A 14841-nucleotide genomic window follows, 5' to 3' on the forward strand; every position below is an offset into this window, starting at 1 on the left:
CCTACGGCTTCAGCTGGTGGGGACGGCTTCGACCGGTCGAGGGGTGGGGCTGACGGAGAAGCGCCGGTTGGTCAGGACCGGCAGGCGGCGGCGGGCGTCGGTCAGACGCTGCCGGGAGACGACGGCCGTGATGGTGGCCGGCTCCTCTGCTGCTTGGGCGAGCGGTACGCCGAGCGGGTCGACGATGAGGCTCTGGCCGATGTTGCGCTGACCGCATTCACCGCTCGCGACGACGTACAGGGTGTTCTCGAGCGCGCGGGCGGTGACGAGAGTCTGCCAGTGGTGTTCCTTGAGCGGGCCTTTCACCCAGGCGGCCGGCAGCACGAGTACGTCGGCGCCGTCGAGGGCGAGGAGGCGGGACAGTTCGGGGAACCGGACGTCGTAGCAGGTCATCAGGCCGACCTTGAAGCCGTTGACGTCGATCAGCCCGGGTACGACGTCAGCCGGGGTGACGTTGTCGGACTCCAGCGCGCTGAAGGCGTCGTACAGGTGGAGTTTGCGGTAGAGGCCGGTGATGGTGCCGCCCTTGAGGACGACGAGGGTGTTGAACGGCTTGTCGTTGTCCGACTTCTCGTGGATGCCGACGACAACGGTCACCGCAAGGCCTTCGGTGGCCTTACGGAGGCCGGTGACGAAAGGGCCGTCGAGTGGCTGGGCGTGCTCGCGGATCCGCTCACGCTCTTCGATGAAGCGCGCGAGTACGCCTTCGGGGAGCACGAGCAGGTCGACGCCGTCGACGTCGGCCTGCTTGATCAGCTGGGTCGCCGTATCCAGGTTCTCCTGCCAGTCGATGCTCGCGACGAACTGCGCGGCCGCGACCTTCAGCGTACTCATGCGATCTTCTCCAACGGGTCGATCTGGTAAGGAAAGAGGTCTTCGGCGGGTACCGGCCGCGCGAGGAGCTCCTGGGCAACGAGGTGGTCCTGGAACGCGGCGACCATGCGGCGGTCGGCCGAGACGCCGTACGGCATCCAGTCCGGGCCGAAGATCCTGGTGGTGACGCCGACCTCCTCGTTGTGCCAGGGGGTGATGTCCATCAGCTTGTTCCGGCGCTGGAAGCTGAGCTGCTTCGCCTGCTCGAACAGGTCGATGAGCTGCTGAGCGATCTCGGGCCTCTCCGCCGGCACTTCTTTGCGCAGGGCAAGCAAGTGGATGCCGGGGACGAAGCCATGGCGACCGTGGTACGCACGCTCCTCGGCCCGGGTGTCACGGAACAGCGTGCGGTACGGCGACTCCTCGGCATGGAATCCGGGTGGCATGAACGGGGTCATCACGGCGTCGAGCTCTTTGTCCAGCAGCAGGTCCACCAGCCGCGCACCGTCGGCGGTGTGCCGTACGTTGTTGCCGACAGCAACTCCGCCGATGCGGTCCACGACCGGATGAGCCGCGGTGAGCGGGCCCACCTGCCAGTCTGCGTCATGGATACCGACGCCGGCCTCAGCGAGGATCGCGCGGGTCCAGGTGTTGCCGCTGTCCGGCCAGCCGGTCAGGCCGATCCGGCCGTCCTTCAGGTCGGCCGCGGTCTCGGCCGTCGAGTCCCGCCGCACGATGATGCAGCGATGCCGGAAGCCGCGCATCAGGAAGATCGGCAGCGCGACCACGCGGTCGTCCCCGGCCGCACGGGCCCGGACGTAGCGGCTGAACGAGGTCTCGCCGCCGTCGTACTCGGGTGCATCCCACAGATCCGGCGTCGCCTCCAGCCGGGTGACGGTCGGTCCGGGGACGTCGCCGAGGGCCAGCGGGATCACGTGGTCCCAATGGCGTACGCCGAGGTGAAGCTTCACGCGCTGAGGTTCCTTCGCTGCCGGGACGCTCTCGTGGGGTCCGGGTCGGTCCGCGACGTCGCTGTCGCGAGCTGGAATACGCGGTAGCCTATGTTCAGCTCAATGCTCGAACAATGATCTTGAATGTTACTGATCAAAAACTGGGGAAGCGCATGACCGAAGACGTCCCGCCGCAGGACGGACCGGCGGTGTCGTCCGCCTGGCTGGCCGAGCAGATCGCCGAGTCCAGCGCGGCCGGCATCGCGGCGGCGATCGCCCGGCTCGTCAGGCATGGTGAGCTCGCCCCACAGACCCGGCTGCCGACGGTCCGAGCGCTGGCTCCGCGGCTCGACGTGAGTCCGGCGACCGTGTCCGCGGCCTGGGCCACCCTGCGCAAGCAACGCGTGGTCGCCGGCGGCGGACGGCAGGGCACCTGGGTCCTCGGTGGCCTGGCGGTCCCCCGACCGGCCCGCTACGAGAACATCTCCCGTTACTGGCCGGACCAGACGCTCAATCTCTCGCGCGCGGTCCCGGATCCGGCGCTCCTGCCGAGCATGTCCGAGGCGTTCGTCCACGCGCTCCGTGATCCGGAGGTGCACTCGTACGAGGTGGTGTCGATCAGCGGCCCCCTGCGCGAGGCCGCCGGACGAACCTGGCCCTTCGAGACCGACCACTGGATGTGCGTGAACGGCGGCTACGAAGGTCTGCTCCTGCTGATGCGTACGACGGTTGTTCCCGGCGAACACGTGGCGATCGAAGAGCCCGCCACCCCTCGCCTGCTGGACATCCTCGACAACGTCGGCGCGCGCCCGGTGCCCGTCGCGACCGACGCCGAGGGCCCGATCCCGGCGTCGCTGCGAGAGGCGCTCCAGCAGGATCCCGTCGCGTTCGTGTACGAGCCCCGGAGCAGCTCGCATCTGGGCGCTTCGGTCACGCCGGCACGCCGCGACGAGCTGGCGGCGCTGCTGGCCGGCACCGGCACACTCGTGGTCGAAGACGACGGTCTCGGTGAGCTGAGTTCGTTCGACTACCACGGGGTCGCCGAAGTGCTGCCTGATCAGAGTGTGCTCGTTCGAAGCTATTCCAAGTCCCACTCCCCCGATCTGCGCCTCGCCGTCATGGCCGGGGCCGCCGAGCCGATCGAGCGCGTGCGGGTCTATCGCCAGTTCGGCTCGGGGTGGACCAGTCGCCTGCTGCAGAACGCGCTCGCGTGGCTCCTCCAGGACGAGTTCGCGACGTCTGCGGTCGCCACCGCGCGTACGACGTACCGCGAACGCCGCGAGCACCTCGCCGGACTGCTGTCCGCACGCGGCCTCGAGCCGACCGGAGTCGACGGTCTCGCGGTGTGGGTCCCCGTCCGGAGCGAACACGAGGCGACCCTCGTCCTTGCGTCACACGGCATCGCCGTCGCAGGCGCAAACGCCAGTTGGACGAAACCCGGCCCACCCGCCATCCGCATCGCCACGGGCCTACCCATCCCCGACCCCGAGCGGGTGGCCGACGCCGTCGCCCTCGCCGTACAGGCCCGCTAACCCCTATTGATCGCGTGGTTCGTCCAGGTCGAGGCCGACCGGGCGGATCAGGCCTTCCTGGGCGACCGAGGCGATGAGTTGGCCGGTGGCGGTGTAGAGGCGGCCGGTGGCAAAGCCTCGGGCGCCGGAGGCTGAGGGGGACGACTGGTCGTAGAGGAGCCACTCGTCGGCGCGGAACGGGCGGTGGAACCAGAGGGCGTGGTCCAGGGAGGCGGGCTGGATGCGGCGGTCGCCGATGACGATGCCGTGCGGAAGCAAGCTTGCCCCGAGCAACGTCAGGTCGCTGGCGTAGGCGAGGACGCAGGCGTGCAGGGCCGGGTCGTCGGGAAGCTTGCCGGCGGCGCGGATCCAGAACTGCCGGCCGGTGACACCGGCCAGGCGTACGTCGAGCGAGGCCCACTCCCGGTCCCAGTCGGCGGCCGGGCGGCCCGACCGTGCCTCCAGGACGGTCGCGAGCCGCGGCGCCTCCTCCGGCGGTACGACGTCGTCCGGCATCGGATCCTGGTGGTCGAGGCCGGGCTCGGGGCGCTGGAAGGACGCGGACATGTAGAAGATCGGCTTCCCGTTCTGCGACGCCACCACCCGGCGGCTGCTGAACGATCCGCCGTCGCGGGTCGGCTCCGCGCGGTACACGATCGGCACGGACGTGTCGCCCGCGCGCAGGAAGTATCCGTGCAGCGAGTGCACGAGGCGCTCGGCGTCGACGGTCCGCCCGGCCGCCGCGAGCGCCTGGCCGAGCACCTGCCCCCCGAACACCCGTTGCATCGACGTCTGCGGCTGACGCCCACGAAACAGGTCGACGTCGATCTTCTCCAGGTCGAGCAGCTCGACCAGGTCCTCCAGCGACTCAGGCATGCCTCATCCTGACAGCCCCGACCGCCCCACAACGACGTACCCACTGGGTAGCCGTTGTGGAAACCGTCACGCACGCGCACGCCCCCTCCCCTCATTTGCCTGGTTGACCCATCAAATCGGGGGTTCCTGACCCTGGTTGAGGGTCACCAACCCCGGACTTGATGGGTCAGCCAGGCAAATGCGGGGGTGAGGAGGGGGCCCCACGTCGCGCGCCCTCGGCGCACAACAAGTACCGGGGGCGTTGCACAGGCAGTGATCTGTGCAACGCCCCCGGTTCCTGTGCAGCGCCCCGATACACGGTGCGCGGCGGGGGGTTAGTCGTTGTCTTCGCGGTTGAGTTCGGCTAGGAACTGTTCTACTTCTGCGCCTAGCTCGTCTGCGGACGGGGTGGAGTCGGCGAGGAGGCTCTTGCGGGTGACGGAGCCTTCGGCCGCGTCGTACTGGGTCTCGAGCGCCTTGACAACTGCGCTGGCGTCGTCCGAGGCCTCGACCTGCTCGTCGACCAGCCGGCCGGTGACGGCGGCCTCGTCGAGCAGGCCCTTGCTAGGGAGGAGCAGGCCGGTCGCGGCCGAGATCGCGTGTACGAGGGCCAGCGCGGCGCCCGGGAAACGGTTCTCGGCCAGGTAGTGCGGCACGTGGACGGCGAAGCCCATCGCGTCCTTGCCCGCCTCGCCGAGACGGACCTGCAGCATCGTCCCGGCGCTCGCGGGCAGCACCATCTCGCCGTCCCAGATGTTCGAGCGGGTGACCAGCTCGGGTCGCGTCGCGTGCGCCGTCAGGCCGAGGGGCCGCGTGTGCGGCACACCCATCGGTATGCCGTGCACACCGATCGTCAGCGTGACGTTGTAGAGGTCGTTGAGCTGCCGGATCGCCCCGGCGAACCGGTCCCAGTGGTTGTCCGGCTCGGCGCCCTCGAGCAGCAGGAACTCCACGCCGGCGTCGTCGGTCACCAGATGCAGTGAGAGGTGCGGCGGGGTGTAGTCGGTGAACCGGTCCTCGGCGAACGTCACCTCGGGCCGCCGGGCCCGGTAGTCGTGCAGAAGGTCGACGTCGAACCGCGCCAGCAGCCGGTGGTCCAGCACCTCGAGCAGGTGGTCCGCGGTCACGCGCCCGGCCAGGCCGGCGTCCATGAACCCGTCCAGCGAGTGCACCAGCACCTTCGGCGTCGCCGCCGGGCCGGTCGCCACCGACTCGTCGACGATCTCGTAGAGGTCGTCCGGTCGCAGCATCGTCGTCTCCTTCGCAATTGCCAGCAGGCCGTTCTACCTTGACCAACGCATCGGTGTCGCGGACAAATTCCGGCTGCCGGGAAAGATTCAGGATCTTCCAAGACTCGGCCTCCGGCGCGACAGGTTGGAAAGCGCTTGCTAGGTTATCGCTGTGAGCCCTGAGCCAAACTCCGCCCTGACCGTCATGCTGGCGATGAACGACGCCAGCCGGGACCGCGTCCTCGTGCCGCGGGTCCGGCAGCGCCTCGACGCGATCGCCACCGTGCTGCCGGTCGGCCCCGGGGCGAGTTTCCTCGCCGACCCCGCCGTACGGGCGGCGTTGCCGGACGTCGACGTACTGCTCACCGGCTGGGGCTGCCCGCGGATCGGGCCGGAGGTGCTGGACGCGGCACCGAAACTGCAGGCGATCCTGCACGCGGCCGGCTCGGTCAAGGCGATCGTCGATCCGGCGGCGTTCGACCGCGGGATCCAGGTCTCGTCGGCGGCCACGGCGAACGCGCAGCCGGTCGCCGAGTTCACGGTCGCCGCGATCGTGCTGGCCGGGAAGCGGGCGTTCCGGCTCGCGGCGCAGTACCGGCTGGAGCGGCGCAAGGCGGACCCGCACGGGATGCCGGGCAGTTACGGTACGACGGTCGGCCTGCTGGGGGCGTCGCGGATCGCGAAGATGGTCGCGGAGCGCTTGCGCGGGTTCGACCTGGAAGTGCTGATCAGCGACCCGTATCTGACGGCCGACGAGGCCGCGGCGCTCGGCGCGGAACTGGTCGACAACGACACGCTGTTCCGCCGCAGCGACATCCTCAGCGTGCACGCGCCGCTGCTCCCGGAGACGGTCGGCCTGGTCGACGCGCGGCTGCTCGCGCTGCTGAAGGACGGCTCGTCGCTGATCAACACGGCCCGCGGCAAGATCATCGACTCCGACGCGCTGATCCGCGAGTGCGTGACCGGCCGGATCGACGCGGTCCTCGACGTCACCGACCCCGAGCCGCTGCCGCCGGACTCGCCGCTGCTCGACCTTCCGAACGTCTTCGTCACCCCGCACGTCGCCGGCGCCGTCGGCAACGAGATCGCCCGCCTCGGCGAACTCGCGGTCAGCGAACTCGAACGCCTCACCGCCGGCCAACCCCTCGAACACGCCATCAGCCCCGCCGAAATCGGGAGACTCGCATGACCCGCCTGATCCTGCCCGACACCGACCGTGAGCTGTCCCGCCAGACCGGATGGGTCCGGGCGCACTGGGAGGCGCTCGCGGATCACCTGCTCGACTCGCTGGTCCCGTACTTCTCCCCCGGCGCCTCCCTGGTCGAGCTCCCGGGCCGGCCGAGCCGGTCGGGTACGGCGTCCGACGCGCTGGAAGGATTCGCCCGGTCGTTCATGCTCGCCGCGTTCCGGATCGCCGGCGTCCAGGGCAAGGGCTGCGAGGACCTGATCGAGCGGTACGCGCGGGGCGTCGCGAACGGCGCGAACCCGGACCACCCCGAGGCGTGGCTGCGGCTCACCCCGAGGTCGCAGCAGATGGTGGAGGCCGCGGCGATCGCGGTGTCGCTGCACGAGACCCGCGAATGGATCTGGGACCGCCTCGACACCCGGGCGCAGGAACACGTCGCGGAGTGGCTCGGCGGCTTCAACGGGTCGACGACGCACGACAACAACTGGCGGCTGTTCCAGGTCGTCAGCGAGCAGTTCCTCGCCTCGGTCGGAGCGCCGTACCAGCAGGACGACATCGACGCAGGTCTCGACCGGATCGAGGACTGGTACGTCGGCAACGGTTGGTACTCCGATGGCGACGGGCAGAACTTCGACAACTACATCGGCTGGGCCATGCACCTGTACCCGGGCCTGTGGGCGCGGATGGCCGCCGCGACGCCGGGTGCGCAGTACGAGGACCGGCTGAAGCTCTACCAGGAGCGGATCAAGCTCTTCCTCGAAGACGCCGTACACCTGGTCGGGAACGACGGCGCGCCGATCTACCAGGGGCGGTCGCTGACGTACCGGATGGCGGCCGCGGCGCCGTACTGGATGGGCGCGATCCTCGACTCGACGCCGTTGACGCCGGGCGAGACGCGGCGGCTGTGTTCGGGAGTCGCGCGGCATTTCGTGCAGCACGGCATACCGGACGAGCGTGGCGTGCTGACGCTCGGGTGGTACGACACGTTCCTGCCGACGACGCAGCAGTACTCCGGTCCTGGTTCGCCGTACTGGGCCTCGAAGGGGTTCGTCGGGTTGATCCTGCCGCCGGAGCACCCGGTGTGGGCGGACCCGGAGGACTCGATTCCGCTGGACAACGCGGACCAACTCAAAGCCATGCCGGAGCCGGGGTGGATCGTGCACGCGAGCCGCCACGACCAGGTGGTGCAGTTGGTGAACCACGGCGCCGACCACGCGCCGGTGGCCGAGCCGCAGGGCGTGGAGCCGGCGGGCGATCCGCACTACAACCGGCTGGCGTACGCGAACCATGCGGGCCCGGATCTGTCCGATCACGAGCCGCACGTCGACAACCTGATCTCGCTGGTCTCCCCCGACGGCGTGGCCAGCGGGCGCGGGCGGATCCGTCGGCTCGGCGTGGACGGCCGTACGGCGTCCTCGTGGCACAACGCCTGGCTCGGAGACGAAGGGCCGTGGACGATCGAGATCACGTCGGTCGTGCACAGCGGCTGGGAGATCCGGTGCGCGCTGGTGGACGGCCCGGACGGTGCGCTGGTGCGCAGCGGCGGGTTCGCGGTCGCGGGCGACTCTTTGCCCGAGGCAACATCCAGCGAGAAGGCTGCCTCCGCACGGAACTCGGACGGACTGGTGTCGGCGGTGGTCGGCCTGCACGGGTACGACGCGGCGGGTGTGCACCGCGGGCTCGGAGTGAACCCGTACGGCGCGCACTCGGCGACGCCGTACCTGACGGCACCGCATCACGGGCAGCCGTTGGTGCTCGTGAACGCCGTACTCCTGACCCGCGACGCGCTCCGGCCGGAAGCGATTGCCGAGGGCATCGATGTGGCCGTGCACGGTACGACGGTGCGGATCAGCCTGCCCGGAGGCGGTACCGAGGTGGTCGAACTGGGACGGAATCGAGCCGGTTAGGTCAGGCTCGCCAAGGGTGTGGATTCGGCGGATGGCCGTTAGATTGACGGAATGAGCACGTACGAGAAACTCCTGCAGGAACAGATCCGTAACGAATTCACGGCCGCGCAGCAGTACGTGGCAGTTGCTGTCTGGTTCGACGACCAGGACCTTCCGCAGCTGGCCGCGCACTTCTACAAGCAGTCACTGGAAGAGCGCAACCACGCGATGATGATGGTCCAGTACCTGCTCGACAAGGACATCCGGCCGCACATCCCGTCGGTCGGCGAGGTCGAGTCGGACTTCAAGACCGCGCTGGAGCCGCTCGAGCTCGCGCTGGCGCAGGAGATCACGGTCACCAAGCAGATCGAGATGCTCGCGCGTACCGCCCGTGACGAGAGCGACTACATCGGCGAGCAGTTCATGCAGTGGTTCCTCAAGGAGCAGGTCGAGGAGGTCGCGGCCATGAAGACCCTGGTGAACGTCGCCAAGCGTGCCGGCGACAACCTGTTCCACCTCGAGGACTTCCTCGCCCGCGAGACTGTCGGCGACGCCGGCACCGACCCGACGGCCCCGACGGCCGCCGGCGGAACGGTCTGACCTACCAGCTCCCGCCGCCGCCTCCGCCTCCCCCGCCGCCTGAGGACGACGAGGACGAACTGCTGGAGGAGAAGCCGGAGGACGAGCCGCCTCCGGTGGACGGCGTGGGCGGCGCGGCGAACGTGCTGGAGACCGTCGTGGAGATACTCCCGGCGGTCCAGCCGGAGTCGTAATACGAGCTGGACCCGGAGTACCAGGAAGGTGCGGCCGTCAGGCGGCCGGAGTCGACAAGCTGGCGGCAGATCTGCTGCCAGCGGTCGGCGAGGCCGAGGACCAGCGCCCACGGTAGGTACTTGCTGAAGATGTCCTCGCCGTCCTCGAAGCGCAGCTGATCCGCCTCGGCGGTGGTGAGGTACTGGCGGAAGCCGATCACCTGGTCGGTGAGCGCCCGCCCGCGCGCATCGCGGCGCCCCTTGCGGTTGTGCAGGAACAGGTCGATCAGCGCATTCAGCAAAGCCAGAACGGGCAGCACCACGACGATCGTCGGGCCCAGCCAGGACGGTGCCCCGAACTTCACCGTCGACACGACCAGCCCGACCAGGCCGACCAGCACTGCCAGGAAGACCCCGCAGCCGAAAGGCACCCAGCCGTAACCCGAGGACGCCACGACTTTCGGGCGGCGCGGCATCCGCAGGTACCAGTTCCGCTCCGCGGCCCGTTTCCACAGCGCCTCGCCCATCCGCTCCGCGGCCCGCTGCGGTCGCGTGTCCCCGACCGCGGGCGCGACGAGCCGCACCTCGCCGCCGGGCTCCTGCTTCGGAAACAGCCCCTTGAGCAACGCCTTCTCATGCGTCGCCTCGGCAATTCCGGCGTCCACGAGAACCGCTGTCCGTACGTCGTTCTCGCCCTCGATCCGGACCGCACCACGCACCGCGAGATCGACCAGCGTGGCCGCGACCTCGGAGGTGTCGACCGTGCCGTCGAGCAGCAGACCGCCTTCCGCCGCGGTGATGTTCGGTGGCGTGAACGCGACCGGGATCTCCTTGTCCGCCACGCGATCCGGCACGGTCCGCGCCGTGCGGCCTTCGGGCGGTACGGTGCCCGGCGGCATCCCGTCGTACCGGCGATCACTCCTGGATCGGACCAGGATCTTGCCGCCGACGATCGCCAACGCAGTCAGGGCGAGCGAGACGATCGCCGCCGGCCAGCTGACGCCGTACCGGGCGAGGAAGCCCGGCGGGTCGACGACGATCGGCAGATCGTTGCTCACGGCACCCGGCTTGAGGCCGACGACGACCGTCAGCTGCTCGCCGCGGACGACATCGGTCTCCTGCGTGAAGACTGCCTTGCCGCCCACGATCGACTTCTCGTTGCAGCTCTCCGTCGACCCGGGCGGTCCCTCGTAGCACGCGACCCTGGTCACGCCCTGCGGCACGGTGACTGTGACGGTCACGTGGTCCAGCGAGGCCTCCCAGCTCGACCCGGTCGCGTCCCAGTAGAGCTCGCTGTGGTCCGGGAAGTGCCGCAGCGCGCCGCGGACGTCGTAGCTGATCCGGTACGTCGCATCCTGCCCGGGAACCGAGTCGCCCGACGAGCCGATCTTGATCCGCAGCACCTGGTCGCGGGCCTTGTTCGTCTTCGTCGTCGACAGGTCGAACTCGTCCGGGGCCGTCGGCGACGACACCTGGACGTTCGTGACGTCGTACCGCTGGTCCTTCGTCGCGTTGTCGGCGTACGGCTCCCGGACGACGAGATCGCGGAAGATCCCGTGCCGGTCGGTGTCGCCGAAGTGGTACTCGATCGTCTCGGTGACGTGCAGTACGCCGTCCGCGCCGACCTCGTAGGCGATCGCCATCGACCGCACCCGGTCCCCGATCGCGGCGGACGCGGGGACGGCGTACCCCGCCAGCGCGATCCCGACGGCGAGCATGGTGACGACGACACCGAGCGCACGACGCATGCGCGCGACATTACCGAGCGTAGAGGTCGCGGCTACCAGCTGCCGCCGCCACCGCCCCCGCCCCCGCCGCCCGAGGAGCCTGAGGACGACGAGGAGCTGCTGTACGAGCTGAAGCCGGACGAGCTGCCGCCGCCGGAGCCGGCCGCGGGCGCGGGAGCCGGTGGTGGCACGAACGTGCTCTGGACGGCGGTGCTGATCGAGCTCGCCGACCAGTTGGAGTGGTAGTAGGACGGGCCGACGTACCAGGTCGGATCGGGTGTCAGCCGGCCCGCCTCGACGAGCTCACCGCACACCCGCTGCCAGCGGGTCGCGAGCCGGAACGCGATCGCCCAGGGCAGGTACTTCGAGAAGATGTCCTCGCCCTCCTCGAACCGCAGCTGATCCGCCTCGGCGGTCGCAAGGTACTGCTGGAACCCGAGGACCTGGTCCGTGATCGCGCGTCCCTCCGCGCTCCGCTGCCCGCGCCGCTTCCGCCCGATCCACATCCAGAGCAGGGTCAGCAGCGCGCTCCCGGGGACGATGATCGCGATCACACGGCCGGCGGTCGCCGGACCTGACCCGATCTGGCCGACGCCGAAACAGAGAATGACGAGCGCGATCGTGAGCATCCAGCCGAGGGCGGTCGAACCGTCGTCGTTCCCGGAGGCGGCCGGCAACCTGAGGTACCACTGCTGCCGCTTGATGCTGGTCCACACCGCGTCATACATCTTGTCCGCTGCCTGCACCAGCGAGTAGTCGCCGACTTCGGCGCGTTCGAGCGCCCGCTCCTCGCCCGGCTCCTGCTTCGGGAACAAGCCCTTGAGCAGCACCTTCTCGTGCTGCGCCGTCGCGACCTCGGGATCGACCAGGACCGCCTTGCGGGCACCCTCGTCAGTGTTGTCGAGGCGGATCGCGCCGCGGACGGCGAGGTGGATGAGCGTCGCCGCGAGGGCGGTGGGCTTGTCCGTCGCTTCCGCCATCAGTCCGCCCTCGGCGACCGTGACCTCGGGCGGCGCGAACGCCACCGGGATCTGGTCCGCGGCGAGCTGATCTTTGCCGATCTGCGCGCTCGCGCCCGCGGGCGGGACGGTCCCCGGCGGCAGTCCGACGTACCGCAGGTCGCGGGGGCCGCGGCGGTGGTAGAGGACGGCGGCGGCGACCCCGGCCGCGGTCGCGAGGACGGACCCGGCGAGCGCGAGCCAGGACACCCCGTTGCGTTCCAGCCAGTTCGGCGGGTCGACCACGATCGGGGTGTCGTTCCGCACGGCGCCGGCCTTGATCCCGGCAACGATCGTCAGCTGCTCACCGCGGACCAGCTTGGAGCCGGTGAACAGCCCGATGCCGCCGGCAAGGGACTTCTTCTCGCAGGAGCTCGTGGAGCCGGCCTTGCCGCTGTAGCACTCGACCTGCTGCACGCCCTGTGGCACCTGGACACTCACGGTTACCTTGTTGATGTGGGCGTCCCAGGCAGAGCCGGTGGCGTCCCAGTACAGCTCGCTGTGGTCTGCGAAGTGCCGGAGCGCGCCACGGACGTCGTACGAGATCACGTACTTCGCGCTGGTGCCCCAGATCGTCCGGTCCTTCGAGCCGATCTTGATCCGCAGCGTCTGGTCCCGGTCGAGGTTGTACTTCGCCGTCTCCTTCGTGAACCGGTCCGGCGCGGTCGGCGACGACACGAGGATGTTCGAGATCTCGTACTTCTGGTCCTTGGTCGGGTCGTCGGCGTACGGCTCGCGGATCACCAGGTCGCGGTAGATCCCGTGCCGTCCGGACTCCGCGAAGGTGTAATCGATCGTCTCGGTGACGTGCAGTACGCCGTCCTCGGACACCGTGTACGCGATCGTGAACGACTCGATCTCGTCGCCGTACGCCGTGGTCGCGGCCCCGGCCGGTACGGCGAAACCTGCCACCGCGAGAACGGTGAACAGTGTGCTGATGACGATCCCGAGCCCCCGGCGCATGACGGGAATGTAGCGGGGCACCAGGCCATTACCGGGCCACTACCGGGCCACTACCAGCTGCCGCCGCCGCCACCGCCGCCACCGCCGCCGGAGGAGCCGCCGCTGAATCCGGACGAGCTGCCGCCGCCTCCGCCGGAGCTGGACGGCGTGGGCGGCGGGTCGAACGTGTTCGACAGGGTGGCGCCGACCGCGCCCGCGGTCCAGCCGGAGGCGTAGTACGACGGTCCGGAGTACCAGTACGGGTCGGGCGTGATGCGGCCCGCCGCGACGAGCTGTTCGCACACCTTCTGCCAGCGGTCGGCGAGGCCGAAGGCGATCGCCCAGGGCAGGTACTTCGAGAAGATGTCCTCGCCCTCCTCGAAACGCAGCTGGTCCGCCTCGGCCGTGGCGAGGTACTTCCGGAAGCCGATCAGCTGGTCGGCCACCGCGCGGCCGGCCGGGTTCCGTTGCCCGCGGCCCCGGATCCCGATCCAGATGCCGATGGCAACGAGTACGGCGATGACCGGCACCGCGACGACCACCGCCCGGCCGAAGCCGCCGGTCGCCGCGCTGATCACGGTCCCCATCAGCCCGGCGCCGACGACCCAGATCGCGATCATCGCCATACAGGCGCAGCCGAAGCCGTTCTTGAACGCCGAACCGCCGCCGGCCCGTGGCATCCGCAGGTACCACTGGCGATCCTTCACCTGCTTGCGGAGCGCGGAGATCATCTCGTTGTGTGCGTTCCGCATGGTGTTGTCGCCCACCGCGCCGCGCTCCAGCAGCACCTCCATACCCGGCTGCAATCCCGGGTACAGGCCGAGCATCAGCGCCTGCTCGTGGGGCGCCGTCGCGGCCGCCGGGTTCAGCAGCACGGCCTTCTGCGACGTGCCGTCGTTGTCGATCCGGACGCCGCCGCGGACCGCCAGGTCGATCAGCGTCGCGGCCGTCTCGGTCGTGTTCGCCTTCGCGTCGATCAGCAGACCGCCCTCGGCGACCGGGATCCGCGGTGGCGCGAAAGCGACCGGGATCTGGTCCTCGGTGAGGTCGTCCTTCACGGGTTGCGCGACGACCCCGTCCGGCGGGAACGCGCCCGGCGGCATCCCGGCGTACCGCTGGTCCTTGTTGCCGAACTTCGAGTAGAGCGTGGCGAACACGATGGCGGCCACGGTCGCGACCCCGGAGCCGATGAGCGAGAGCCAGGACACCCCGTTGCGCTCGAGCCAGTTCGGCGGGTCGACCAGGATCGGGGTGTCGTTCCGGACGGCGCCGGCGGCGATCCCGGCGACGATCGTCAACTGCTCGCCGGACTCGAGGTGGGAGGCACCGAAGACACCCTTGTCCCCGACCACCGACTTCCGCGGGCAGGTCCGGTTCGAGCCGGCGGTGCCCAGGAAGCACTCGGTCCTGGTCACACCCTGCGGTACGTCGACGTTGACCGTGACCTGGTCGATCACCGCGTCCCACGCGCTGCCGGTGGCGTCCCAGTACAGCTCGCTGTGGTCGTCGAAGTGCCGGAGCGCGCCTCGTACGTCGTACGTGATCTTGTACGTCGCCTCGGTGCCGTAGATCACCCGGTCCGGGTCGCCGATCTTGATCTGCAGTTCGCCGTACCGGCCCTTGTTCCCCTCGTACGTGTCGACGGTGAACTCGTCCGGCGCGCCGCTCGGGGACGACACCTGGATGTTCGAGACCTGGTACTCCTGGTCCTTCGAGTCGTCGTCCTTGTAGGGCTCGCGGGTGACCAGGTCCCGGTAGATCCCGTGCCGGCCGCTGCCCTCGAAGTGGTAGGCGATCGTCTCCTCGACGTGCAGCACACCGTCCTCGGACACGGTGTAGGCGATCGTGAAGTTCTTGACCTCGTCGCCGGGTTCCATCGTCCGCGCACTCGCGGGCACGGCGAAACCGGCCAGCGCCAGGACGGCGAACAACGTACTGATGACGACCCCGAGTGCCCTACGCATGCCCCGGACCCTATCGAGGGGCGGGGTC

General features: G+C 69.6%; 11 protein-coding genes. 4 read left to right on the plus strand and 7 right to left on the minus strand.

Translation table 11 applies throughout. The features are described 5' to 3' along the window. Positions 1–9: 9 nt before the first annotated feature. Complete coding sequence (locus tag E0H50_RS24335) at positions 10–834, minus strand: deaminated glutathione amidase (protein WP_202868307.1); 825 nt, start codon at positions 832–834, stop codon at positions 10–12. Further along, entirely contained in the window at positions 831–1784 is a 954-nt protein-coding gene (locus E0H50_RS24340) for a substrate-binding domain-containing protein (protein WP_131292442.1), read from the minus strand. The genes E0H50_RS24335 and E0H50_RS24340 overlap by 4 nt, the downstream gene beginning before the upstream one ends. A gap of 152 nt (positions 1785–1936) precedes the next feature. Here E0H50_RS24340 and E0H50_RS24345 point away from each other — a divergent pair, with 152 nt between their 5' ends. Then, positions 1937–3295, plus strand: coding sequence for an aminotransferase-like domain-containing protein (locus tag E0H50_RS24345; RefSeq protein ID WP_165547280.1), 1359 nt, complete (start codon positions 1937–1939; stop codon positions 3293–3295). Positions 3296–3298: 3 nt separating this feature from the next. Here E0H50_RS24345 and E0H50_RS24350 read toward each other — a convergent pair whose 3' ends face one another. Both E0H50_RS24350 and E0H50_RS24355 read right to left on the minus strand, forming a co-directional pair. Beyond that, entirely contained in the window at positions 3299–4150 is an 852-nt protein-coding gene (locus E0H50_RS24350; protein WP_131292448.1) for an acyl-CoA thioesterase, read from the minus strand. Between the two features lie 314 nt (positions 4151–4464). After that, the gene (locus E0H50_RS24355; RefSeq protein ID WP_131292451.1) at positions 4465–5379 is read right to left on the minus strand and encodes a proteasome assembly chaperone family protein; all 915 of its coding nucleotides are present in this window, start codon (positions 5377–5379) and stop codon (positions 4465–4467) included. A 151-nt stretch (positions 5380–5530) separates the two neighbouring features. On the opposite strand from E0H50_RS24355, the gene E0H50_RS24360 reads away from it, so the two are divergent. From E0H50_RS24360 to E0H50_RS24370, 3 genes are read left to right on the plus strand one after another with little or no spacing between them, the layout of a single operon-like run. Next, a complete protein-coding gene (locus E0H50_RS24360; protein WP_238151177.1) occupies positions 5531–6547 on the plus strand; it encodes a hydroxyacid dehydrogenase in 1017 nt (338 codons plus the stop codon). Next, positions 6544–8451, plus strand: a complete 1908-nt coding sequence (locus tag E0H50_RS24365; RefSeq protein ID WP_131292454.1) for a DUF2264 domain-containing protein — start codon at positions 6544–6546, stop codon at positions 8449–8451. The genes E0H50_RS24360 and E0H50_RS24365 overlap by 4 nt, the downstream gene beginning before the upstream one ends. A gap of 51 nt (positions 8452–8502) precedes the next feature. Further along, positions 8503–9030, plus strand: coding sequence for a ferritin (locus E0H50_RS24370; protein ID WP_131292457.1), 528 nt, complete (start codon positions 8503–8505; stop codon positions 9028–9030). Between the two features lies 1 nt (position 9031). Here E0H50_RS24370 and E0H50_RS24375 read toward each other — a convergent pair whose 3' ends face one another. From E0H50_RS24375 to E0H50_RS24385, 3 genes are read right to left on the minus strand one after another with little or no spacing between them, the layout of a single operon-like run. Then, the gene (locus E0H50_RS24375; RefSeq protein ID WP_131292460.1) at positions 9032–10930 is read right to left on the minus strand and encodes a DUF2207 domain-containing protein; all 1899 of its coding nucleotides are present in this window, start codon (positions 10928–10930) and stop codon (positions 9032–9034) included. A 32-nt stretch (positions 10931–10962) separates the two neighbouring features. Beyond that, positions 10963–12870, minus strand: a complete 1908-nt coding sequence (locus E0H50_RS24380) for a DUF2207 domain-containing protein (RefSeq protein ID WP_131292463.1) — start codon at positions 12868–12870, stop codon at positions 10963–10965. Between the two features lie 50 nt (positions 12871–12920). Continuing rightward, entirely contained in the window at positions 12921–14813 is a 1893-nt protein-coding gene (locus tag E0H50_RS24385) for a DUF2207 domain-containing protein (RefSeq protein WP_131292466.1), read from the minus strand. Positions 14814–14841: the final 28 nt, after the last annotated feature.

It is taken from the genome of Kribbella sindirgiensis (assembly GCF_004331435.1).
GTDB lineage: Bacteria > Actinomycetota > Actinomycetes > Propionibacteriales > Kribbellaceae > Kribbella > Kribbella sindirgiensis.

Bases quoted from the DNA above. Each gene is read 5' to 3' on its own strand.
- E0H50_RS24370 (WP_131292457.1), top strand. From the start codon at position 8,503: ATGAGCACGTACGAGAAACTCCTGCAGGAACAGATCCGTAACGAATTC.
- E0H50_RS24335 (WP_202868307.1), bottom strand. From the start codon at position 834: ATGAGTACGCTGAAGGTCGCGGCCGCGCAGTTCGTCGCGAGCATCGAC.
- E0H50_RS24350 (WP_131292448.1), bottom strand. From the start codon at position 4,150: ATGCCTGAGTCGCTGGAGGACCTGGTCGAGCTGCTCGACCTGGAGAAG.
- E0H50_RS24365 (WP_131292454.1), top strand. From the start codon at position 6,544: ATGACCCGCCTGATCCTGCCCGACACCGACCGTGAGCTGTCCCGCCAG.
- E0H50_RS24355 (WP_131292451.1), bottom strand. From the start codon at position 5,379: ATGCTGCGACCGGACGACCTCTACGAGATCGTCGACGAGTCGGTGGCG.
- E0H50_RS24375 (WP_131292460.1), bottom strand. From the start codon at position 10,930: ATGCGTCGTGCGCTCGGTGTCGTCGTCACCATGCTCGCCGTCGGGATC.
- E0H50_RS24345 (WP_165547280.1), top strand. From the start codon at position 1,937: ATGACCGAAGACGTCCCGCCGCAGGACGGACCGGCGGTGTCGTCCGCC.
- E0H50_RS24385 (WP_131292466.1), bottom strand. From the start codon at position 14,813: ATGCGTAGGGCACTCGGGGTCGTCATCAGTACGTTGTTCGCCGTCCTG.
- E0H50_RS24380 (WP_131292463.1), bottom strand. From the start codon at position 12,870: ATGCGCCGGGGGCTCGGGATCGTCATCAGCACACTGTTCACCGTTCTC.